The 22492-nt window shown below is 67.7% G+C and carries 22 protein-coding genes and 1 tRNA gene; 1 reads left to right on the forward strand and 22 read right to left on the reverse strand.

The features are described from left to right. Window positions 1–17 precede the first annotated feature (17 nt). The 19 genes from HYN04_RS07035 to HYN04_RS07125 form a co-directional block, all read right to left on the reverse strand. Window positions 18–1634: a ribonuclease J gene (locus HYN04_RS07035; RefSeq protein ID WP_110451332.1), complete on the reverse strand. Its 1617-nt coding sequence runs from the start codon at window positions 1632–1634 to the stop codon at window positions 18–20. Between the two features lie 66 nt (window positions 1635–1700). After that, on the reverse strand, window positions 1701–2477 hold the full coding sequence (locus HYN04_RS07040; RefSeq protein ID WP_110450107.1) for a type III pantothenate kinase: 777 nt from the start codon (window positions 2475–2477) through the stop codon (window positions 1701–1703). Beyond that, window positions 2474–3217: a biotin--[acetyl-CoA-carboxylase] ligase gene (locus HYN04_RS07045; protein WP_110450108.1), complete on the reverse strand. Its 744-nt coding sequence runs from the start codon at window positions 3215–3217 to the stop codon at window positions 2474–2476. The genes HYN04_RS07040 and HYN04_RS07045 overlap by 4 nt, the downstream gene beginning before the upstream one ends. Further along, complete coding sequence (gene nuoN / locus HYN04_RS07050; RefSeq protein WP_110450109.1) at window positions 3218–4654, reverse strand: NADH-quinone oxidoreductase subunit NuoN; 1437 nt, start codon at window positions 4652–4654, stop codon at window positions 3218–3220. A 21-nt stretch (window positions 4655–4675) separates the two neighbouring features. Continuing rightward, window positions 4676–6160 (reverse strand): NADH-quinone oxidoreductase subunit M, encoded by a 1485-nt coding sequence (locus tag HYN04_RS07055; protein ID WP_110450110.1) that lies wholly within the window; start codon window positions 6158–6160, stop codon window positions 4676–4678. 13 nt (window positions 6161–6173) lie between these two features. After that, window positions 6174–8246: an NADH-quinone oxidoreductase subunit L gene (gene nuoL, locus HYN04_RS07060; protein WP_110450111.1), complete on the reverse strand. Its 2073-nt coding sequence runs from the start codon at window positions 8244–8246 to the stop codon at window positions 6174–6176. Between the two features lie 9 nt (window positions 8247–8255). After that, window positions 8256–8561 (reverse strand): NADH-quinone oxidoreductase subunit NuoK, encoded by a 306-nt coding sequence (gene nuoK / locus HYN04_RS07065; protein WP_110451333.1) that lies wholly within the window; start codon window positions 8559–8561, stop codon window positions 8256–8258. Next, window positions 8561–9178 (reverse strand): NADH-quinone oxidoreductase subunit J, encoded by a 618-nt coding sequence (locus tag HYN04_RS07070; protein WP_110451334.1) that lies wholly within the window; start codon window positions 9176–9178, stop codon window positions 8561–8563. Before HYN04_RS07070 ends, nuoK begins: the two co-directional genes overlap by 1 nt. An 84-nt stretch (window positions 9179–9262) precedes the next feature. Continuing rightward, entirely contained in the window at window positions 9263–9754 is a 492-nt protein-coding gene (gene nuoI, locus HYN04_RS07075; RefSeq protein ID WP_110450112.1) for an NADH-quinone oxidoreductase subunit NuoI, read from the reverse strand. A 6-nt stretch (window positions 9755–9760) separates the two neighbouring features. Continuing rightward, window positions 9761–9973 carry a hypothetical protein gene (locus HYN04_RS07080; RefSeq protein WP_110450113.1) on the reverse strand — a complete coding sequence of 71 codons (213 nt, stop codon included), beginning with the start codon at window positions 9971–9973 and terminating at the stop codon, window positions 9761–9763. Then, window positions 9970–11049 (reverse strand): NADH-quinone oxidoreductase subunit NuoH, encoded by a 1080-nt coding sequence (gene nuoH / locus HYN04_RS07085; RefSeq protein WP_110450114.1) that lies wholly within the window; start codon window positions 11047–11049, stop codon window positions 9970–9972. Before nuoH ends, HYN04_RS07080 begins: the two co-directional genes overlap by 4 nt. A gap of 3 nt (window positions 11050–11052) precedes the next feature. Beyond that, a complete protein-coding gene (nuoG, locus tag HYN04_RS07090) occupies window positions 11053–13086 on the reverse strand; it encodes an NADH-quinone oxidoreductase subunit NuoG (protein ID WP_110450115.1) in 2034 nt (677 codons plus the stop codon). Between the two features lie 6 nt (window positions 13087–13092). After that, complete coding sequence (gene nuoF / locus HYN04_RS07095; protein WP_110450116.1) at window positions 13093–14409, reverse strand: NADH-quinone oxidoreductase subunit NuoF; 1317 nt, start codon at window positions 14407–14409, stop codon at window positions 13093–13095. A gap of 59 nt (window positions 14410–14468) precedes the next feature. After that, window positions 14469–15155 carry an NADH-quinone oxidoreductase subunit NuoE gene (gene nuoE / locus HYN04_RS07100; RefSeq protein ID WP_110450117.1) on the reverse strand — a complete coding sequence of 229 codons (687 nt, stop codon included), beginning with the start codon at window positions 15153–15155 and terminating at the stop codon, window positions 14469–14471. A gap of 10 nt (window positions 15156–15165) precedes the next feature. Further along, window positions 15166–15516 (reverse strand): nuclear transport factor 2 family protein, encoded by a 351-nt coding sequence (locus HYN04_RS07105; protein ID WP_162599582.1) that lies wholly within the window; start codon window positions 15514–15516, stop codon window positions 15166–15168. Next, window positions 15513–16745 (reverse strand): NADH-quinone oxidoreductase subunit D, encoded by a 1233-nt coding sequence (locus tag HYN04_RS07110; RefSeq protein ID WP_110450118.1) that lies wholly within the window; start codon window positions 16743–16745, stop codon window positions 15513–15515. The genes HYN04_RS07105 and HYN04_RS07110 overlap by 4 nt, the downstream gene beginning before the upstream one ends. Beyond that, window positions 16745–17353 carry an NADH-quinone oxidoreductase subunit C gene (locus HYN04_RS07115; protein WP_110450119.1) on the reverse strand — a complete coding sequence of 203 codons (609 nt, stop codon included), beginning with the start codon at window positions 17351–17353 and terminating at the stop codon, window positions 16745–16747. The genes HYN04_RS07110 and HYN04_RS07115 overlap by 1 nt, the downstream gene beginning before the upstream one ends. Further along, on the reverse strand, window positions 17350–17931 hold the full coding sequence (locus HYN04_RS07120) for a NuoB/complex I 20 kDa subunit family protein (protein ID WP_110450120.1): 582 nt from the start codon (window positions 17929–17931) through the stop codon (window positions 17350–17352). The genes HYN04_RS07115 and HYN04_RS07120 overlap by 4 nt, the downstream gene beginning before the upstream one ends. Next, on the reverse strand, window positions 17901–18278 hold the full coding sequence (locus HYN04_RS07125; RefSeq protein ID WP_110450121.1) for an NADH-quinone oxidoreductase subunit A: 378 nt from the start codon (window positions 18276–18278) through the stop codon (window positions 17901–17903). Before HYN04_RS07125 ends, HYN04_RS07120 begins: the two co-directional genes overlap by 31 nt. Window positions 18279–18487: 209 nt before the next feature. Between HYN04_RS07125 and HYN04_RS07130 the strand changes: the two genes are divergently transcribed. Then, window positions 18488–18564 (forward strand) — tRNA-Asp (locus HYN04_RS07130). Between the two features lie 40 nt (window positions 18565–18604). Here HYN04_RS07130 and HYN04_RS07135 read toward each other — a convergent pair. The 3 genes from HYN04_RS07135 to HYN04_RS07145 form a co-directional block, all read right to left on the reverse strand. Further along, window positions 18605–19168 (reverse strand): NADPH-dependent FMN reductase, encoded by a 564-nt coding sequence (locus tag HYN04_RS07135; protein ID WP_110450122.1) that lies wholly within the window; start codon window positions 19166–19168, stop codon window positions 18605–18607. Window positions 19169–19197: 29 nt separating this feature from the next. Next, window positions 19198–21126: a flavin-containing monooxygenase gene (locus HYN04_RS07140; RefSeq protein ID WP_110450123.1), complete on the reverse strand. Its 1929-nt coding sequence runs from the start codon at window positions 21124–21126 to the stop codon at window positions 19198–19200. Window positions 21127–21203: 77 nt separating this feature from the next. Continuing rightward, complete coding sequence (locus tag HYN04_RS07145; protein WP_110450124.1) at window positions 21204–22466, reverse strand: cytochrome P450; 1263 nt, start codon at window positions 22464–22466, stop codon at window positions 21204–21206. Window positions 22467–22492: the final 26 nt, after the last annotated feature.

Genomic DNA, 22492 nt, shown 5'->3' on the forward strand with positions numbered 1-22492 from the left:
GCAAGGCCAGCGTCGGGTCAGAGCCTCAGGAGGGTGGCCTGGACGACGGGACGGCGGCCCCAGATGCGCTGGGCGGCCTTCTTCAGGGCGCGGGACATGGCGGCCTCGACCTCGCCGTCGATCTCGCGCTGGTCGCCGTCGAGGCGGCGCACGGCGGCCTCCGCAGCATCGGCCAGGTCATCCAGCAGGTCCTCAAGGGGACGCTCCGGATCCCCGGGCAGGCCGACGGCGCGGACCTGGGGACCCGAGGCGATGCGGCCCCGGCCATCCAGGGCCAGGGCGACATGGAGCACGCCGCTGGAGGCCGCATGACGGCGCTCGCGCAGGGGCTCTCCGTCCTCGGGCGTCATGAAGCCGGCATCGAGATGGATCCGGCCGGCGGGAACCTCGTCGATCACCGCGGCTCGGCCCGGCGCCAGGCGGACCATGTCGCCGTTCCGGGGCGCGACGGTCTGGGGCACCTGGAGGTCGCGCGCGAAGGCGGCGTGCTCCAGCAGGTGCCGGCGCTCGCCATGGGTGGGCACGGCGATCTTCGGCCGGGCCCAGGCGTACATGTCGGCCAGCTCGTCACGGCAGGGATGACCCGAGACATGGATGCCGGGATGCTCGTGATCGGTGATCAGGCGCACCCCCCGCTCGGCGAGGCGGTCCTGCATGTTGCGGATGGCGATATCGTTGCCGGGGATGACCCGGCTGGAGAAGATCACGCTGTCCCCGGCGCCAAGGCGAATGTGCGGATGTGAGCCGTCGGCGATCCGCGAGAGGGCGGCGCGGGGCTCGCCCTGGCTGCCGGTGCACAGCAGGAGCACCTGGTCCGGCGGCATATGGGAAGCCTGGGCCTCGGAGATGAAGCCCTGGGAGTCCACGTCCATGCCCACGTGCCGGGCGGCGGCGGCCATACGGATCATGGACCGGCCCACCAGGCAGATCTTCCGTCCGGCGGCGCGGCCGGCGTGGATCGCGGTCTCCATCCGGGCGACGTTGGAGGCGAAGCAGGCGACGGCCACCCGCCCGGTCTGGGCGGCGATGACCTTGACGAGTTCCTCGCGGACATCGGCCTCGGATCCCGCCCGCCCGTCGACGAAGACGTTAGTGGAGTCGCAGACCATGGCGAGGACGCCCTCGTCACCGAGCGTCCTCAGGGTCGCGGCGTCGGTGACCTCCCCCAGCAGGGGCGCCGGGTCGATCTTCCAGTCCCCGGTGTGAAGGACAACCCCCAGGGGGGTGCGGATCACCAAGCCGTTGGGCTCGGGAATGGAGTGGGTCAGGGTGACCATCTCCACGTCGAAGGGACCCAGGACGATCCGCCCGCCAAGGGGCACGACGTTGAGCTCGACCTCATCCTCCAGGTTCCGCTCGCGCAGCTTCTCCCGCAGCAGGAAGGCCGTGAAGGGAGTGGCGTAGAGGGGCGCACGAAGGCGGGGCCAGAGCCAGGCCACGGCCCCGATGTGGTCCTCGTGGGCATGGGTCAGGACGATGCCGAGGATGTCGTCGGCATGCTCCTCGATGAAGGCCGGATCCGGGAGGATCACGTCCACCCCGGGGGTGTCCTGTCCGCCGAAGGTGACGCCGAGGTCGGCGACGATCCAGCGCCTCCGGTCCGGCGGGCCGTAGCCGTAGAGGTTGAAGTTCATGCCGATCTCGCCCGACCCGCCCAGGGGCAGGAAGACAAGCTCGTCGTCAGGACGCGGACCGGCCAACTAGAGGCTCCCCGAATTGCGGCGATGGATCTCCAGCATGCCACGGATGGTCAGGTCGGAGTCGAAATGGTCGATGGCGGCCGTCGCGCCATGGAAGAGCGAGGCCACGCCGCCCGTCGCGACAACCGTCATGGGACGGCCCCACTCGGCCTTGATGCGGGCGATGAGCCCTTCGATCAGGGCGATGTAGCCCCAGAAGACACCGGCCTGCATGGCGCCCACCGTATCCCGCCCGATGGCCCGCTCGGGCCGGCGGATAGCCACCCGGGGCAGCTTGGCGGCGGCGGCGTGCAGAGCCTCCATGGACAGGTTGATGCCCGGCGCGATCACCCCGCCCTCGAACCCGCCGTCGGCGGCGATCACGTCAAAGGTGGTGGCGGTTCCGGAGTCGATGACGATCAGATCGCCGGGATAGACGGCATGGGCGCCGATCGCGTTGACCAGCCGGTCAGCGCCGGCCTCGGACGGCTTTTCCAGCCGGACAGGGATGCCAAGATCGACATTCTCGCCGATCACCAGGGGCTCCACCTTGAGGTAGCGGCGGGCCAGGTTGCGGAGGTTGAAGATCGACTGGGGCACCACGCTGGAAATGATGCAGGCGTCCAGCATCTCGAACTTCAGGTCGGCCATGGCCAGCAGCTGGTAGAGCCAGACGGCGTATTCATCCCCCGTCCGCGTGGACTGGGTGGCGGTGCGCCACTGGGCGATCCAGTCCTTCCCGTCATGGACGGCGAAGAGGGTGTTGGTGTTGCCCTGCTCGATCGCCAGCAGCATCAGCTTTCTCCGAAAAAGACGTCGCCGGCCGTGATCCGGACGGCATCGCCTGTCTCGAGGCGCAGCCGCAGGGCGCCGTCGGCCTCCAGAGCCTCGGCGGCGCCAGAAAGGGTCCGGTCCGGGAGACGCGCCGTGCAGGGCCCGCCAAGACCCTCGGCAAGCCGGGTCCAGGCCTCGCCGACAGGAGGAAAGCCCTCGCGGGTCCAGATCTGCCGCCAGGCCTCGAAGCGCATGGCCAGGGACGCCAGGAAGTCGCCCGGTGGGAGCGTTCCAAAGCCGGGAAAGTCCGCCAGGGCCGCAGCGGGGCGCTCGACCTGGTCGCGGGGCGGGGCGACGGCGAGGTTTACCCCGACGCCCACCGCCAGCCAGAGCCCTCCGCCGGGACGGGCGCCGGACTCCACGAGGATCCCCGCGACCTTGCCGCCGGCGGCGTAGAGGTCATTGGGCCAGCGCAGGCGGGCGACCTCAGCCCCAACCCGGGCGTTCACGGTCTCGCAGAGGGCCACGGCGGCGACGAAGGAGACCTGGGCCGCCTCGGCCGGCGGCAGGTCGAGGGGGGTCAGGAGGGTGGCCGCAAGATTGCCGCCGCCGCCCCTCCAGGGACGCCCGCGTCGACCGCGCCCCGCCGTCTGCTCCAGGGCGTGGATCCAGACCGGACCGAAGTCGCCCGCCTCTGCCCGACGCCGGGCCTCGGCGTTGGTCGAGTCGAGGACGGCGTGGCTCTCGATGGGCGGAACGCTCACCTAGCCCAGGCCAAGGGCGGCGGCGGCCGCCTTTGCGTAACGGTCGATGAAGGGCATCAGGGCCAGCACCAGCGGGAAGGTGAAGGCCGCGGCGCCGACCGCAATGGCGCCGGCCTCGACCGGCGGACGGTCGGTCTGGCCGGGGGCCGGGTCGAACCACATCACCTTGACGAGGCGCAGGTAGTAGAAGGCAGCGATCACGCTGCCGACCAGGGCGGCCACGGCCGACCAGAGCAGGATGGGATCGCCGGCGTTCACCGCCGCCATGAAGACGTAGTACTTCCCCCAGAACCCGGCGAAGGGCGGCAGGCCCAGGCCGGACAGGGCGAAGACCGTCAGGGCGAGGCTGAGCCAGGGCCGCTGCTGGAAGAGCCCCGCCATGTCGTCGAGGGTCTCGAGGGGGCGGCCGTTGCGCGACAGGGCCGACAGGCAGGCGAACAAGCCGATCACCGCCACGGTGTAGAGGGCCATGAAGACCAGCATGGCCTGCACGCCCTGGGCGGTTCCCGCCGCAAGGCCGAGCACGGCGTAGCCGACATTGGCGATGGAGGAATAGGCCCAGAGGCGCTTGAGGTTGGTCTGGGCCAGGCCCGCCAGGGCGCCGACGGCCACCGAGGCCAGGGCGATGAGGATCAGGACCTGGCGCCACTGCGGGATGGCCTCGGGGAAGGCCTCGGCCAGGACCCGGGCGAAGAGCAGCATTGCCGCCAGCTTGGGCGCGCCAGCGAAGAAGGCCACCACCGGGGTCGGGGCGCCCTCGTAGACGTCCGGCGTCCACATGTGGAAGGGGGCGGCGGAGACCTTGAAGGCCAGGCCGCAGATCATGAAGACCAGCCCGAACAGGACGCCCGTCCCGGCCTCGCCCTTCACCGCCGCGGCGATATCGGCGAAGCCGATGGCGCCGGCGAAGCCGTAGACCAGGGAAGCGCCGTAGAGCAGGAGGCCCGAGGACAGGGCGCCGAGCACGAAGTACTTGAGGCCCGCCTCTGAGGCCTTGGCGTCGTCGCGCTGCAGGGCGGCCAGGACGTAGAGGGCCAGGGACTGGAGCTCCACGCCGATGTAGAGGCTGAGGAGGTCCCCTGCCCCGGCCATCATGCCCATGCCGAGCGCGGCGAGCAGGATCAGGACCGGGAACTCGAAATGGCGGATGCCGCGCCGCTCGAACCAGCCCTGTCCAAGGGGGATGGCGACCAGGCTGCCGAGGCAGATCACCACCTGGGCGAAGACCGAAGCGGCGTCAGCCGTGAGGGCGCCGGAGAAGGCCTGGCCCTGGGGGCCGGTCACCGCGGCGACCGCCGAGGCGGCCAGCGCCGCCATTGCTCCGTAACCGACGAGGCGTTCGGGTCGAGCCATGAAAGCGCCGGCGACCAGGAGGAAGAGCGCGGCGCCGGCGAGGATCAGCAGCGGCGTGGCGATGGCGAGGTCAGTGGCGAACATGGCGGTTTCCTTCGGCCTCCGTCAGTTTCCAACCGCAGTGCGGAAGGCGTCGAGAAGGCCGTCGACTGAACTGGCGGTGACGTTGAAGACGAGGCCCGGCTGGAAGCCCAGCCAGAGGGTGGCGATCACCAGGGGAACGAAGATCAGGATCTCGCGGAGGTCGACATCGGTGATGTCGGCGAGGGCCGGGTTGGTCATCTCGCCGAACACCACGCGCCGGTAAAGGGTCAGTGCGTAGACCGCCGACAGGATGACCCCGGTGGTCGCCGCGACCGCCGTCCAGGTGGAGCTGAAATAGACCCCGGTGAGGGTCATGATCTCGCCGACGAAGCCCGAGGTGCCCGGCAGGCCCACATTGCCCATGGTGAAGAGCAGGAAGATGGCGGCGTAGATGGGCATGCGCTTCACGAGGCCGCCGTAGAAGGCGATCTCGCGGGTGTGCATCCGGTCATAGACCACGCCGACGCAGAGGAAGAGCGCACCGGAGATGATCCCGTGGCTGAGCATCTGGAAGATCGCGCCCTGCACGCCGACGACGTCGAAGGAGAAGATGCCCATGGTCACGAAGCCCATGTGGGCCACCGAGGAATAGGCGATGAGCTTCTTGATGTCGGTCTGCCGGAAGGCCACCAGCGAGGTGTAGATGATGGCGATGGCCGACAGCGCGAAGACCAGGGGCGCGAAGGCCTCGGAGGCGTCCGGGAACATGGGCAGGCTGAAGCGCAGGAAGCCGTAGCCGCCCATCTTCAGGAGAATGCCGGCCAGGATGACCGAGCCGGCGGTCGGTGCCTCGACGTGGGCGTCGGGAAGCCATGTGTGGACCGGCCACATGGGCATCTTCACCGCGAAGGAGGCGAAGAAGGCCAGCCAGAGCCAGGTCTGCATCCAGGGCTCGAAGCGGAAGGTCATCAGGTCCGGGATGGAGCTGGTGCCCGAGGCCCCGATCATGGCCAGCACCGCCGCCAGCATCAGGACCGAGCCCAGCAGGGTGTAGAGGAAGAACTTGAAGGCCGCGTAGACCCGCCGCTTGCCGCCCCAGATGCCAATGATCAGGAACATGGGCGCGAGGCCGAACTCGAAGAAGACGTAGAAAAGCACCAGGTCGAGGGCGCAGAAGACGCCGATGACCAGGGCCTCGAGCAGCAGGAAGGCGACCATGTAGGAGGTCACCCGGTTCTCCACCGACTTCCAGGAGGCGGCGATGCACAGCGGGGTCAGGAAGGCGGTCAGGAGGACGAACAGGACCGAGATCCCGTCGACGCCCATCCGGTAGTGGAGCCCGGCGAACCAGGGGATGTCCTCCACGAACTGGAAGCCGCCGTTCGCATTGTCGAACCGCAGGGTCAGGAGGACGGACAGGCCCAGGGTGACCAGGCTGGTCCCGAAAGCGATCCAGCGCGCCAGCCCATCGCCCCGCGCAGAGGCCGGGCGGCCAGCCGTGAGGGCCAGGATCAGGGCGGCGCCCAGGACGGGCGAGAAGGTGATGAGGGAGAGGATGCCGGTCATTGTCTCGCCCTCCTCAAGCCCGCCAGGCCCAGAGGGCGAAGGTCAGGAGACCCGCTACCCCGAGCAGCATGACGAAGGCGTAGTGATACAGAAAGCCGGTCTGGAGCCGTCCCGTGCGGCGGCCCAGGGCGTAGGAGACCGCCGAGACGCCGTCCGGGCCGAGGCCGTCGATGATCTTCTGGTCCCCGACCTTCCAGAACAGGTCGCCCAGGAGCTTGGCCGCACGGACGAAGGTGGCCTGGTAGAGCTCGTCGAAGAACCACTTGTTGTAGAGGAAGGACCAGACAGGCCCGCGCCGAGCGGCGATCCGCGCGCCCATGCCCTCGCGGGCGATATAGACGTACCAGGCGACGGCGAAGCCGATGGCCGAGACCACCAGGGGCGCCCAGAGGACCCAGGCGGGGGCGTGGTGGGCGTGCTCGAGCACCTTGTTGGCCGGGGCGTTGTAGATGGCGCCGCGCCAGAAGGCGTCCCGGCCCTCGCCGACGAACTTCTCGACGAAGACGTAGCCCGCGCCGATGGCGCCAAGCGACAAGAGCAGGATGGGCGCCAACATGGAGGCCGGGCTCTCGTGCGGGGTATGCGCCCCGTGGCCATGTCCGTGGTCGTCGTGGGCGTGAGCGTGGCCATGGTCGTCCTGCGCGTGGGCATGGGCGTCGGCATGATCGTCGTGGCCATGCGCGCCCTCCCCGGCCCACTTCGGGGTCCCGTGGAAGGTCATGAAGGCCAGGCGCCAGGAATAGAACGCCGTCAGGCCGGCGGCGATCAGGCTGACCATGAAGGCGAAGGCCGCCACACCGCCGTGCGAGGACGCCGCCGCCCAGGCCGACTCGATGATGGTGTCCTTCGAGTAGAAGCCGGCGAGGCCCAGGTGCAGGCTGGGAATGCCGAAGCCGGTGATGGCCAGGGTGCCGATGGTCATGACCGCGTAGGTCACCGGGAGGTAACGCCAGAGGCCGCCCATACGCCGCATGTCCTGCTCGTGGTGCATGCCGTGGATCACCGAGCCGGCGCCCAGGAACAGCAGCGCCTTGAAGAAGGCGTGCGTGAAGAGGTGGAACATCGCCGCCTGGTAGGCGCCCACGCCGGCGGCGAAGAACATGTAGCCGAGCTGGGAACAGGTCGAATAGGCGATGACCCGCTTGATGTCGTTCTGGGCGAGACCCACCGTGGCGGCGAACAGGGCCGTGACGGCGCCGATCAGGGTGACGATGTCCCGGGCCACCGGGGCGGCCTCGAACATGGGCGACAAGAGGCAGACCATGTAGACGCCGGCCGTCACCATGGTGGCGGCGTGGATCAGGGCCGAGACGGGGGTCGGGCCCTCCATGGCGTCGGGCAGCCAGGTGTGCAGGAAGAACTGCGCCGACTTGCCCATGGCCCCGATGAAGAGGAGGCCCGCGGCGAGGTCCACCGCTGACCAGTCGTAGCCGATGAAGCGCCACTTGGACCCGGCGATCTCGTCAATGTGCGAGAAGACCTCGGCGAACTGGATCGAGCCAAACATCCAGAAGACGGTCATGATGCCGAGGGCGAAGCCGAAGTCGCCGACCCGGTTCACCACGAAGGCCTTGATGGAGGCGGCGTTTGCGCTGTCCTTGTGGTGCCAGAAACCGATCAGGAGGTAGGAGGCGAGGCCCACGCCCTCCCAACCGAAGAACAGCTGCATGAAGTCGGCGGCGGTCACCAGGGCCAGCATGGCGAAGGTGAACAGGGACAGGTAGGCGAAGAAGCGCGGCCGGGAGGGATCCTCAGCCATGTAGCCCCAGCTGTAGATGTGCACGAGGGCCGAGACGCTGGTCACCACCACCAGCATGACGGCGGACAGGCCGTCGAGGCGGATGGCCCAGTTGGAGATGAACTCGCCCACATGGATGAAGGGGGCGATCGTCAGGGTGAAGGGCTGGAGCCCGCCCCAGGTCCACTGGGCGAAGACCACCCAGGACAGGACGGCGGACAGGACCAGGAGGCCCGTGGTCACCGCCTGGGAGGCCAGGGCCCCAAGGCGGGAGCCGAAGAGGCCGGCGATGAGGGCTCCGGCCAGCGGGCCGAAGACGATCAGGGGAAGAAGGGCTTGCGCAGTCATCTCGGGAAATCAGCCCTTCATCACGGAGGCGTCGTCCACGGCGATGTCCCCGCGGTTTCGGAAGAAGGTCACCAGGATGGCCAGGCCCACGGCGGCCTCGGCCGCCGCCACGGTCAGGATGAACATGGCGTAGATCTGGCCGACGGCGTTGTGCAGGAAGGCCGAGAAGGCGACGAAATTGATGTTCACCGCCAGCAGGATGAGCTCGATCGACATCAGGATGACGATGATGTTCTTCCGGTTCACGAAGATCCCGAACACCCCGATGGTGAACAGGATGGCGGCGACCGCCAGGTAGTGGGACAGACCGATGATCATTCCTGGACCCCTTCACCCGGCTTGACCGAGACGACGCGCATGCCGGTGGCCGGCGTGCGGGCCACCTGGTCGGCGATGACCTGGCGCTTGACCCCGGGCTTGTGCCGGAGGGTCAGGACGATGGCCCCGATCATGGCCACCAGCAGGACCAGGCCCGCCGCCTGGAAGAAATAGACGTAGTCGGTGTAGAGCACCCGGCCGATGGCCTCGGCGTTCGGGGCGTCAGGCGTCGCGGCCAGGGGCCCCTGCGAGTCTCCGGCGGCGCCGCGGTTGGCGACCACGGCGGAGACCGCCACCATCTCGAAGGCCAGTATGCCGGCGACGGCCGCCCCGAGGGGCATGGACCGCGCGAAGCCCTGGCGCAGGGCGGCGAAGTCCACGTCCAGCATCATGACGACGAACAGAAAGAGGACGGCGACCGCGCCGACGTAGACGACCACCAGCAGCATGGCCAGGAACTCCGCCCCCATGAGGACGAACAGGCCCGCCGCCGAGAAGAAGGCGAGGATTAGGAAGAGGACGGAGTGCACGGGGTTGCGGGCCGAGACCACGCCGAACCCCGCCGCGATCGTCACCGCCGCCAGCAGATAGAATGCGATTGCCTGCAAGGCCACCGGGTTCAGCCCCTCTTCTTGGACCACCGGGCTCCCGGAAGGGAGGCGGCGGGGTTTCAGTGCGTTCGGAATCGCCGCCCGGGTCTACCGGTAGGGCGCGTCCAGTTCCAGATTCTTGGCGATCTCCCGCTCCCAACGGTCCCCGTTATCGAGCAGGCGTTCCTTGTCGTAGTAGAGCTCCTCGCGGGTCTCGACCGCGAATTCGATGTTCGGACCCTCGACGATGGCGTCCACCGGGCAGGCCTCCTGGCACAGGCCGCAGTAGATGCACTTGACCATGTCGATGTCGTAGCGGGTCGTCCGGCGGCTGCCGTCCTCGCGCGGTTCGGCCTCGATGGTGATGGCCTGGGCGGGGCAGATGGCCTCGCACAGCTTGCAGGCGATGCAGCGCTCCTCGCCGCTGGGATAGCGCCGCAGGGCGTGCTCGCCGCGGAAGCGCGGCGACTGTGGGCCGCGCTCGTAAGGATAGATCACGGTGGCCTTGGGGCGGACCATGTAGACCATGGCCATGCCGAAGGCGCCGATGAAGTCCGAAAGGGCCGCGCCCCGGATGGCCTGGGAAATGCGATTCAGCATGACGTCCTACTTTCCCCTGCACTCGTAGCCGGACAGACGCCGGTCGTTCCCGCCCGGCTTCAGGGCCAGGTCCTTGCCTTCGGCCGTGCACCGTTCGCGCATCTGGCGAAGGGAGTCATAGTTCGCCACGTCCCCGTCGGGAGCGGCGCCGGGCGTCGCGCAGCCCGCCAGGAGCAGAACCGCCGCCAAACCGAGGAAGGAAGGCCGGAAGGGTTTCATGCGCCGGGATGCCCCAGGACGCGCCAGCCGGCGACCAGCACCACGGCGACTAGGGAGATGGGCAGGAAGACCTTCCAGCCCAGCCGCATCAGCTGGTCGTAGCGGTAACGGGGCACGATGGCCTTCACCATGGCGAACAGGAAGAAGAAGAAAATGATCTTCAGGAACAGCCACATGAAGCCATAGAAGCTCTGGGCCGTGGGCGACCACTCGCGCACGAATGCCAGGTCCACCGGCGCCTGCCATCCCCCGAAGAAGAGGATGGAGATCATGGCGCACATGAGGACGATGTTGGCCAGTTCGCCGATCATGAAGAGCAGGAAGGGCGAGGACGAGTACTCGACCTGGTAGCCGGCCACGAGCTCGGACTCCGCCTCGGGCAGGTCGAAGGGCGGCCGGTTGGTCTCGGCCAGGGCCGAGATGAAGAAGATCACCGACATCGGGATCATGATGATGGCGATGGGGAGGTTCTGCAGGCCGCCGCCGAACACGTTCCAGTTCCAGAAGCCGCCCGCCTGCTTCTCGACGATCTGGGTCAGGTTCATCGTGCCGGCCAGCAGGATGACCGTGATGATCACGAAACCGATGGAAACCTCGTAGGACACCATCTGCGCCGCGGACCGCAGGCTGCCCAGGAAGGGGTACTTCGAGTTCGAAGCCCAGCCCCCCATGATGATGCCGTAGACGCCCAGGGAGGAGATGGCGAAGAGGTAGAGGACCCCGACATTGATGTCCGACACCACCCAGCCCGGCGCCAGGGGGATGACCGCCCAGCCCACCAGGGCCAGGGCGAAGGTCAGGACCGGCGCCAGGAGGAAGACGAACTTGTCCGCCCCGTCGGGGATGACGATTTCCTTCAGGATGAACTTGATCAGGTCGGCGAAGGACTGGAGCAGGCCGAATGGCCCGACGACGTTCGGGCCCTTTCGCATCTGGACACCGGCCCAGATCTTGCGGTCGCCGTACATGAAGAAGGCCAGCGACATCAGAAGCCACCCGAGGACGGCCAGGATCTGGAGGAAGGTGATCAGGGTCCAGCCGCCCGGCGTGGCCCAGAAGGATTGCGCCGCGTCCATGCCCTACTCCGCCGCCAGTTTCGCCGGGCCCGCCGCCAGGGCGGCGCACTCGGCCATGGTCACGCTGGCGCGCGCGACCGGATTGGTGAGATGGAAGGCCTTCACGGCGCTGGCGAGCGGCGCATTGCCGAGGTCACCCTGCGCGCCGATGGCCGACAGGTAAGCCTGGCCGCGGGGCGCCCAGTCGATCTGGCCGAAGGTGGGGTGCTCGGCGAAGAGCCGTGCCCGAAGCTGGTCGAGGCTGTCGTAAGGCAGGGTCTTGCCAAGGCGCTCGGACAGGGCGCGCAGGATGGTCCAGTCCTCGCGGGCCTCGCCCTTGGGGAAGACCGCCCGCTGGCCCATCTGCACCCGGCCCTCGAGGTTGACGTAGAGCCCGTCCTTCTCGGTGTAGGCCGCGCCGGGCAGGATCAGGTCCGCCGCATGGGCGCCGGCGTCGCCGTGCGAGCCAAGATAGATGCGGAAGGCGTCGGAGGCCGACAGGTCGATCTCGTCCGCGCCAAGAAGGAAGAGCACGTCGAGCGCGCCCTTGGCCGTCATGGCGCGGGCGTCGAGGCCACCCTCCCCCGGCACGAAGCCCATGTCCAAGCCGCCGACCCGCGAGGCGGCGGTGTGAAGGACATTCCAGCTCATGCCAAAGGCCTTGGCGAGCTGGGCGGCGGCGTGGGCGACGGCGGCGCCGTTGGGCCCCGACAGGGCGCCGGCGCCGATGACCAGGGCGGGCGACTTCGCGCCCTTCAAGACCTTGGCGAAGCCCGATCGGGACTTGGCCAGGGCGGTCAGAGCCGCCGCCGTATCGCCGAGGTGCTCGTAGTCGTAGGTCAGGTCCGCAGCCTCGCCCACCAAGCCGACGGCGAGGTCGCCGGCAAGCCAGCGACGACGCAGGCGGGCGTTCAGAACCGGGGCTTCGAACCGGGGGTTGGTTCCGACGAGCAGGATCGCATCGGTCTCGTCGAGACCGGCGATCCCGGCGTTGAAGAGCCAGGATTCCCGGGGACCGGCGCCCAGGGCCATGCCGTCCTGACGGCAGTCGGTGTTGGCCGAGCCGAGGGCGCGGAAGAGATCGACGGTCGCCTTCATGGACTCTGCGTCCTGCAGGTCGCCGGCGATGGCGCCGATGCGATCCGGCTTTGCCTTGGAAAGGCGCTCAGCAGCCAGGGCCAGGGCCTCGGCCCAGGTCGCGGGACGCAGGCGGCCGTTCTCGCGGATGTAGGGAGAGTCCAGGCGCTGGCGGGACAGGCCGTCGACGGCGAAGCGGGTCTTGTCGGAGATCCACTCCTCGTTGACGTCCTCGTTGATGCGCGGAAGCACCCGCAGGACCGCTGGGCCGCGGCTGTCGACGCGGATGGCCGCGCCCATGGCGTCCATCACGTCGACGGTCTCGGTCTTCTTCAGCTCCCAGGGACGGGCGTTGAAGGCGTAGGGCTTGGAGGTCAGGGCGCCGACCGGGCAGAGGTCGATGACATTCCCCGAGAGCTCGGAGGTGACGGCGCTACCCAGATAGGTCGTGATTTCAACGTCTTCGCCGCGCGAGATGAGGCCGATCTCGGGCACGCCGGCGACTTCGGTGATGAAGCGCACGCAGCGGGTGCACTGGATGCACCGGGTCATGACCGTGTTGATGAGGGGGCCCATGGCCTTTTCCTCTACGGCCCGCTTGTTCAGCGCAAAGCGGCTGTCGTCGCGGCCATAGCCCATGGCCTGGTCCTGGAGGTCGCACTCGCCCCCCTGGTCGCAGATCGGACAGTCCAGGGGGTGGTTGATGAGGAGGAACTCCATCACCCCCTCGCGGGCCTTCTTCACCATCGGCGTGTTGGTGAAGATCTCCTGGTTGTCCGCGGCCGGAAGGGCGCATGAGGCCTGGGGCTTGGGGGGCCCAGGCTTCACCTCGACCAGGCACATCCGGCAGTTGCCAGCGATGGACAGGCGCTCGTGGTAGCAGAACCGCGGGATTTCCTCCCCGGCCAGTTCCGCCACCTGCAGGACCGTCATGCCGGGCTCGAACTCGACCTCGACGCCGTTGACCTTGGCTTTCGGCATCTCAGCTCACTCCGCGGCCTGCAGGGACGCGCCCTGCACGTGCGGGCGGCCCGCACGATAGTTGGTGATCCGCTCCTCCACCTCGTGGCGGAAATGGCGGAAGAGCCCCTGGATCGGCCAGGCGGCGGCGTCGCCGAGGCCGCATATGGTGTGGCCCTCGATCTGGCTGGCGACGTCGAGGAGCATGTCGATCTCCTTCATGTCCGCCTCGCCTGTGGCCATGCGCTCCATGACCCGCCACATCCAGCCCGTGCCCTCGCGGCAGGGCGTACACTGCCCGCAGCTCTCGTGCTTGTAGAAGTAGGACAGGCGGGCGATGGCGCGGACGATGTCGGTGGACTGGTCCATGACGATGACCGCCGCCGTGCCGAGGCCCGACTTCAGGGACGACAGGGAGTCGAAATCCATCAGGGCCGTCTCAGCCTCGTGCGCCGGGATCATCCGGACCGAGGACCCGCCGGGGATCACCGCCTTGAGGTTGCCCCAGCCCCCGCGGACGCCGCCGCAGTGATCCTCGAGCAGCTGCTTGAGGGGGATGGACATGGTCTCCTCGACCACGCAGGGCTGGTTCACGTGGCCGGAGATGGCCATGAGCTTGGTGCCGGTGTTGTTTGGACGGCCGAAGCCGGCGAACCACGAAGCGCCGCGGCGCAGGATGGTCCCCACAACCGAGATCGACTCGACGTTGTTGATCGTGGTCGGGCACCCGTAGATGCCGGCGCCCGCCGGGAAGGGCGGCTTCAGGCGCGGCTGGCCCTTCTTGCCCTCGAGGCTTTCCATGAGGGCGGTCTCGTCGCCGCAGATGTAGGCGCCGCCGCCGTGGGTGACGAAGAGGTCGAAGTCCCAGCCATGGACATTGCCCTTGCCGATCAGCTTGGCCTCGTAGGCCTGCTTGATCGCGGCTTCCAGGCGCTCGCGCTCGTGCACGTATTCGCCACGGATGTAGATGTAACAGGCGTGGGCGCGGATGGCGTAGCTGGCGATCAGGGCGCCCTCGATCAGCAGGTGCGGATCATTGCGCAGGATCTCGCGGTCCTTGCAGGTGCCCGGCTCGGACTCGTCGGCGTTGATGACCAGGTAGTGCGGACGCTCACCCTCGGACTTGGGCATGAAGGTCCACTTCAGGCCGGTGGAGAAGCCCGCCCCGCCACGGCCGCGCAGGCCCGAGGCCTTGACCTGGTCGCAGACCCACTCAGGGCTCTGTTCCAGGATCAGCCGGGTGCCGTTCCAGGCGCCGCGCCGCTTCGCTCCCTCAAGGCCCCAGTCGTGGAGGCCGTAGAGGTTGGTGAAGATCCGGTCCTTGTCTTCGAGAATGCCGACCACGATGCGCCCCTAAGCCTCCAGACCGATCCGGCTCACGCCGGCCGTCGAACCCCGCCCGATCACTGCGCCGCCTCCTTCGCCTTGCCGCGTTTCTTCGGCTCGGCGTTGGGGATGGACTTCAGCGCCTTGGCCGCCGAGCCGTCATAGAGGGACGGATCGGACAGGACCTTGGCCCCGCCCTCCGGAGCAGAACCCTGGCGGCCGATGACCGAACCCGGCGCCCGCGGCTTGCCGGCGATGAACTCGTCGAGGACCTGCTCGAAGGTCTCAGGCGTCAGGTCCTCGTAGTAATAGTCATTGATGGCGGCCATGGGCGCGTTCGAGCAGGCCCCAAGGCATTCCACCTCCTGCCAGGTCACCTTGCCGTCGGCGGACAGGTGGTCGCGGTCGCCGAACCGGCGCTGGCAGACGGCCTTCAGGTCATTGGCGCCCCGCAGCATGCAGGGGGTGGTGCCGCAGACCTGCACGAGGGCGTGGGAGCCCACGGGCTCCAGCATGAACATCGTATAGAAGGTGGCGATCTCGTAGACGCGGATCACCGGCATGCCGAGGGTTTCGGCCACCAGGCGGATCGAGGGCTCGGAAACCCAGCCCTGCTGCTTCTGGACCAGCCAGAGAAGCGGGATCACGGCGGACTGCTGGCGGCCTTCGGGGAACTTGGCGATCCACCACTTCACCTGCTTCAGGCTCTCGGCGCTGAAGGCGAAGCTGTCGGGCTGGTTGGCGGCTAGCCTGCGGACGCTCACGTAACCGGCCTCACTTGATGAAGTCGACGCGCACGATCCGCGCGTCCGAAACGGTGTAGATGGCGGCCACCTCGAAGGGATCGGCCCCCGGCGCGCGGAACACCCGCTCGTGGTCGATCACGTGATGGCCCACCACCATGCGGTTGAGCAGCTCGGCCCGGTTCTGCGGGAAGTCGGCGAAAACCTGGCGATACTTCTCGCGATAGGCGTCGATGCCCGAGATCGTGACGGCGCCGTTGAAGTCGGCGACCACCACGTCATCGGCGAAGGCCGCGCAGTGGGCGTCGAGGTCCTGGGCGTTGTAGGCCGTGAACTGGGCCTCGACGACGTCAAAGGGCGTGATGCAGACGGGTGCGCTCATCGGTCCACCTCGCCGAAAACGATGTCGAGGGAGCCGAGGATGGCCGAGACGTCGGCCAGCATGTGGCCCTGGCACATCCAGTCCATGGCGGACAGGTGGGAGAAGCCCGGCGCCCGGATCTTGCAGCGATAGGGCTTGTTGCCGCCATCGCTGACCAGGAAGACCCCGAACTCGCCCTTGGGCGCTTCGACGGCGACGTAGACCTCGCCGGCCGGAGTGTGCAGGCCCTCGGTGTAGAGCTTGAAGTGATGGATAAGCGCTTCCATCGAGCGCTTCATCTCGCCACGCCGGGGCGGGGCGTACTTGTTGTCCTCGGTCAGGACCGGGCCCGGCGTCTTGCGAAGGCGCTCCACGCACTGGAGCATGATCTTCACGCTCTCGCGCATCTCCTGCATGCGGCAGAGATAGCGATCGTAGCAGTCGCCATTGACGCCCAGCGGGATGTCGAAGTCGAGCTCGCTGTAGCACTCGTAGGGCTGGCTGCGGCGCAGGTCCCAGGCGATGCCCGAGCCCCGGACCATGACGCCCGAGAAGCCCCAGGCCATGGCCTCCTCACGGCTGACCACGCCGATGTCGACATTCCGCTGCTTGAAGATCCGGTTGCCCGTGATCAACTTGTCGATGTCGTTCAGCGGCCTGTGGAAGGCCTTAGCCCAGGCCTCGATGTCGTCGACCAGGGCGTCGGGCAGGTCCTGGTGGACACCGCCGGGACGGAAGAAGTTGGCGTGCAGGCGCGCGCCCGAGGCGCGCTCATAGAACACCATCAGCTTCTCGCGCTCCTCGAAGCCCCAGAGCGGGGGCGTCAGGGCGCCGACGTCCAAGGCCTGGGTCGTCACGTTCAGCAGGTGGTTGAGGACGCGGCCAATCTCGCAGAAGAGCACCCGGATCAGCTGGGCCCGGACCGGGACCTCGATGCCCGCGAGGCGCTCGATGGCGAGGCAGAAGGCGTGCTCCTGGTTCATCGGCGCGACGTAATCGAGCCGGTCGAAATAGGGCACGTTCTGGAGGTAGGTGCGGGCCTCCATCAGCTTCTCGGTGCCGCGGTGCAGGAGGCCGATGTGCGGGTCCACCCGCTCGACGACCTCGCCGTCCAGCTCGAGGACCAGGCGCAGCACGCCATGGGCCGCCGGATGCTGGGGCCCGAAGTTGATGTTGAACCTGCGGACGGGTGTTTCAGGAAGAACGGAGGCTTCCGGCAGGACCGAGCCCGCGGCGAGATCATCGGCCATCAGCGCGCCTCCCCCTTCTCGTCGCCGGGCAGGACGTACTGCGCGCCTTCCCAGGGCGAAAGGAAATCCCAGTTCCGGTACTCGACCGACTTCACGGGCTCGTAGACCACCCGCTTCAGCTCGTCGTCATATCGCAGCTCGACATAGCCGCTCATCGGGAAGTCCTTGCGCAGGGGATGCCCGTGGAAGCCGTAGTCGGTGAGGATGCGGCGCAGGTCCGGATGCCCGGAAAAGAAGACGCCGTACATGTCGAAGCACTCGCGCTCGAACCAGTTGGCGCAGGGATAGACGCCGGTCACGGAGGCCACGGCGGTGTCCTCGTCGGTCTGGACCCGGACCCGCATCCGGAGGTTCCGGGTGAAGGACAGGAGCTGGTAGACCACATCAAAGCGAAGGGCGCGGTCGGGGTGGTCGACGCCAGTCAGCTCGGTCAGCTGCTGGAAGCCGAAGCGGTCGCGAAGGAGAATCAGGACCTCTACGATCCGGCCGGCCGGAATCGCGAGGGTCAGCTCACCATAAGCCGTGGAGGCCTCAGCCCCCGCGCCCACAGCGGCGGCGATCTCGGCGCCCAGGGCCTGGAGGGTGTCTTCGGCGACGGGCCAGCTCATCTTTCGATCGTCCCCGTGCGGCGGATCTTCTTCTGCAGCTGCAGGACACCATAGACCAGGGCCTCGGCGGTGGGCGGGCAGCCGGGGACGTAGATGTCGACCGGGACGATCCGGTCGCAGCCGCGCACCACAGAATAGCTGAAATAGTAGTAGCCGCCGCCATTGGCGCAGGAGCCCATGGAGATCACGTAACGGGGCTCGGGCATCTGGTCGTAGACCTTGCGCAGGGCCGGGGCCATCTTGTTGCACAGGGTGCCGGCGACGATCATCACGTCGGACTGGCGCGGGCTGGCCCGGGGGGCGAAGCCGTAGCGCTCCAGGTCGTAGCGCGGCATGGAGGCGTGCATCATCTCCACGGCGCAGCAGGCCAGGCCGAAGGTCATCCACATCAGCGAGCCGGTGCGGGCCCAGGTGATCAGGTCATCGGCGGCCGCCGTGACAAAGCCCTTGTCGGCCAGCTGTTGGGAGACGCCGTCGAAATAGGGGTCGTGGACCTTGGGGTCGTAGCCCTCCACCGAGGACCGGGCGCCGGATCCGGCGGGAACGATCAGTCCCATTCCAGGGCCCCCTTCTTCCATTCGTAGATGAAGCCGACAGTCAGGACCCCGAGGAAGGTCATCATCGACCAGAAGGCGAAGACCGCCTGGTCGTACGGCAGCTTCATCAGCGAAACCGCCCAGGGGAAGAGGAAGGCCACTTCCAGGTCAAAGATGATGAACAGGATCGAGACCAGGTAGAACCGGACATCGAACTTCATCCGGGCGTCGTCGAAGGCGTTGAAGCCGCACTCGTAGGTCGAGAGCTTCTCCGGGTCCGGCGCTTTGGGCGCCAGGACGGCCGAGGCCAGAATGAACACGATCCCGATCGCCGAGGAAATCCCCAGGAAAATCACGATCGGAAGGTACTCGAGAAGAAAGGCGTCCATGGATTCCCCGCCAGAGTCGCGCGTCCTTCTAGACCAGCCTTGCGCCGGGTTCAAACCTCGGTTTGCCCCATTGCAAGGTCCAGCGCGGAAGCCGGGCGCAGGGCAGAAGACCCCAGAGTCCCTACCGTCCCGCTAACGTTCTCATGGACAGTTGACACGATTCCGGCCCGGACCTATCAGACGCCCCTCGCGCTGATGCGCGAACGAGTGCGGATGTAGCTCAGTTGGTTAGAGCGCCGGCCTGTCACGCCGGAGGTCGCGGGTTCGAGCCCCGTCATTCGCGCCACTCCCCCTCCCCCTCCCAAGGAAAAAGAGCGGCCCCGCCCTCAGCCCTGCCGCATGCCCTTCAGGGCCCGGGTCCAGCGCGCCAGTTCGTCGAGGGTGACCTTGGCCGCCAGGCTGTGCCCATCGTTGGGGACGAAGCCCTTCTCGGCGTCCAGGTGCTCGCCGACCATGGGAATGGCGACGCCCTCCACCAGGGGCATGATCTTGACCGTGGTCAGCATCTGCTTGGCCATCTGGACGGCGCGCACGCCGCCGGACTGGCCTCCATAGCTGACGAAGGCGGCGGGCTTCCCGTTCCACTCGGAGTACAGGTAATCCACCGCGTTCACGAAGGCCGGCGGCGGCATGAAGTTGTACTCGGGCATGACGAAGACGTAGGCGTCGGCGGACTCGACGCTGGCCGCCCAGGCCTTGGTGTAGTCGAACTGGTAGTTCCGCAGGCGCGGGTGCCAGGGTTCATTGAAGATCGGCAGGTTGAAGTCCGCCAGGTCGACCAGGGTCGCCTCGAAGTCGCCATGGGCCTCGGCCAGCCCCTGGAACCAGCGCGCGATGTGGGGTCCGACCCGGTTGGGGCGGGTCGAGCAGATGATCGTCTGAAGTTTCACGGAAACTCTCCTGGAGGACGGGGGCGGGCTCAGGCGACCGGTTCAGCCGCCTTCTCGATACGGAAGTCTCCCGGGTCGGGGGCCAGGGTCGCCCGCCAGTAGTCGACCAGGGCGAAGGGCCAGTTCTGGGTCACCCTGCCCTTCTCGTTCTTGTACCAGCTGGAGACCTGCGGCGCGCCCCAGGCCATCAGGCCGTTGGCGGCGTCGACCCGGGCGTTGAAGGCGTCGTGGACTTCGCGCTTGGGCTCCATGGCCCGGGCGCCGGTCTCAGCCAGCATCTTCAGGCAGCCGACGATGTAGCGGACGCTGCACTCCGAGAAGAAGATGATGGATCCGTTGACCACGATGTTGGTGTTCGGCCCGTAGATCATGAACAGGTTGGGGAAGCCCGGCGTGGTCATGCCCAGATAGGCCCGCGGGTCGCCGTCCCAGGTCGCATGAAGGTCGGCGGCGCCTCGGCCGCGGATCTTCATCGGCTCCAGGAACTTCGAGGCGTGGAAGCCCGTACCATAGATGATGACGTCGAAGTCACGGGCGGTTCCGTCGGCCGTGACGATGCCCGCCTCTGTGATCTCGGTAATCCCGTCGGTGACCAGTGAGACATTGTCTCGCTGCAGGGCCGCCATCCAGACGCCGTTGTCGAGGAGCGAGCGCTTGCCGCCCACCGGGTAGGTCGGGACCACCTTCTCAACCAGGTCCGGGCGGGTGGGCGCCTGGGCGGCGATGGCCGCGGCGATCATCTCGCGGAATTCGAGGTTGGCGGCGGAGACGGCCGTCTGCGGGCCGTTCCAGCCCGGATCAGCCTGGACCATGGGCAGGAGACCGTCGGTCACCATCCAGAACATCCAGAAGCGGTACCACTTGTCGTAGTAGGGCACGTGCTCCATCAGCCAGTTCATGCCGTCGGGCACGTCCTCGTGATAATGCGGCACGGGGAAGCCCCAGGGCGGGGTCCGCTGGATGATGGTGAGGCTGCCGACCTTGCCGGCGATCTCCGGCACGAACTGGTAGGCGCTGGCGCCGGTGCCGATCACCGCCACCCGCTTGCCGGTCAGGTCGACGTCATGGCGCCAGCGGGCCGAGTGGAAGGCGGGTCCGGCGAAGCGGTCGCGGCCCTTGATGTCGGGCATCCGGGGCCGGTTCAGCTGCCCCACGGCGGTAATGACGGCGTTGGCCTCGATGACCCGGCGCGCGCCGGCCCTGTCCTTGACGGTGACCTTCCACAGGGCCCGGGACTCGTCCCAGTCGAGGGTCTCGACCTCGGTCTCGAAGGCGATCTTGCCCCGCAGGTCGTAGCGGTCGGCGACGCCCCGGAAGTAGTCCAGCAGGATGGGCTGGGTGGAGAAGTGCTGGGGCCAGTGATGGTTGGGCTCGAAGCTGTAGGAATAGATGTGGTTGGAGGAGTCCACCCGGCAGCCGGGATAGGTGTTCTCGAACCAGGTGCCGCCCACGTCGGGGTTCTTGTCGACGATCTCGTAGCTGACACCGGCCTGGCTCAGGCGGATGCCGGTCAGCAGGCCCGACATGCCCGCGCCGATCACCAGGACGTGCATCCTGGCGGCGCTGTCCTTAAGGCGCGGGGAGTCCCAGACCGGCGTCTTGGTGTTGGTCTCACCCAGGCTCAGCTCGTCAACCAGGAAGTCGGCGTAACCCTCGGGGATCTCGGCCCCGGCCACAAAGCTCATCATGCGGCGAAGGGCGGCGGCGGAGGGCTGGTGGGTCCGGCCCCGCCCGTTGGTGAACCATTCGACCAGGGCGACCTTGGCCTCGGCCAGGAACTTCTGTTGTTCGGCCTCGGGCACGCCGGTGTCGCCCCGGGACAGGGGCACATAGGCCGGGGTCCACTCGGGCCGGAGCCAATGGTCCTGACCGGTCAGGTGCACCAGGGCCGCCTGCAGGGCCGGCTGGTGGGCGGCGGCGAGCGCCCTGTCTAGCTGGGTCAGGTCGATGTCGGACACGTTGTTTCCCCCGGGATCGCAATCCTGTTTGCGGCATGAAACCGCAGGCCGGCCCGGAAAGGAAGGGCGCCCCGACGTCAGCCGGCGGGGTGCAGCTTCACCCTCAGGGTCTCGTAGCCCTTTACGAAGCTGGAACGCACCCGATGCGGCTCCTCGAGCACCTCGACGAAGCTGAAGCGCTTGAGGATTTCCTCCCAGACGATCTTCAGCTGGAGCTCGGCCAGACGATTGCCCACGCAGCGGTGGATGCCGAAGCCGAAGGACAGGTGCTGGCGCGGGCGCTCGCGGTCAATGATGAAGGCGTCGGGGTTCTCAATCGCCCGCTCATCCCGGTTGCCCGAGACATACCACATGACGACCTTGTCGCCCTTGCGGATGGTCTTGCCGCCCAGTTCGATGTCCTGGAGCGCCGTGCGACGCATGTGGGCCAGGGGCGTCTGCCAGCGGATGATCTCCGGAACCATCGACTCGATCAGGCCGGGGTTGGCGCGCAGCTTGGCGTATTCCGCCGGATTCTGGTTCAGGGCCAGGACGCCGCCGGAAATCGAGTTCCGGGTGGTGTCGTTACCGCCGACGATCAGCAGGATGATGTTCCCCAGATACTCCTCGGGGGTCATGTTCTTGGTAGCGTCGCTGTGGGCCATCATCGAGACGAGGTCGCCGGCCGGCGGCTTGTTGATCCTCTCGTTCCAGAGGCCGGTGAAGACCTCCAGGCACTCCATCAGCTCGGCCTGCCGTTCCTCTTCGGTTTCCACCAGGCCGCCCGCATAGGGGATGGTGGTGGCCACGTCGGACCAGCGGGTCAGGCGGCGTCGCTCCTCGAAGGGGAAGTCGAACAGGGTCGCCAGCATCTGGGTGGTGAGCTCGACGGAGACCCGGTCCACCCAGTCGAAGGCCTCGCCGACCGGAAGGTTGTCGAGGATGCGGCAGGCCCGCTCCCGGATGATGGGCTCCATGGTCTTGAGGTTGCCGGGCGAGACGATGGGGCTGACGGCCTTGCGCTGCTCGTCGTGCCGGGGCGGGTCCATGGCGATGAAGCTGGGCCGGCGCAGGTCCGGCCGGGCGTCGCGGATGGTGATGCCGCCCAGGGCCGCCTCGGAGGAGAAGACGCCGTGGTTGGTGTCCACCGCCATGATGTCGTTGTAGCGGGTCACTGACCAGTAGGGCCCGAACTCGGAGTCCTTGCACCAGTGGACGGGGTCTTCGTTCCGAAGGCGCTCGAAGACCGGCCAGAAGGCATTGGACTTGAAGAGCTCCGGATCGCCGGGGTTGAGGTCCTCAAGCTTCAGGGCGTAGGCGCGGGCGCGCGCCTCATCCAGACTGATCGCACCATCGGCCATGGGGTTTCCTCCGCGTTCGGGGCTCC

The organism is Phenylobacterium parvum, assembly GCF_003150835.1.
GTDB classification, from domain to species: Bacteria; Pseudomonadota; Alphaproteobacteria; order Caulobacterales; family Caulobacteraceae; genus Phenylobacterium; species Phenylobacterium parvum.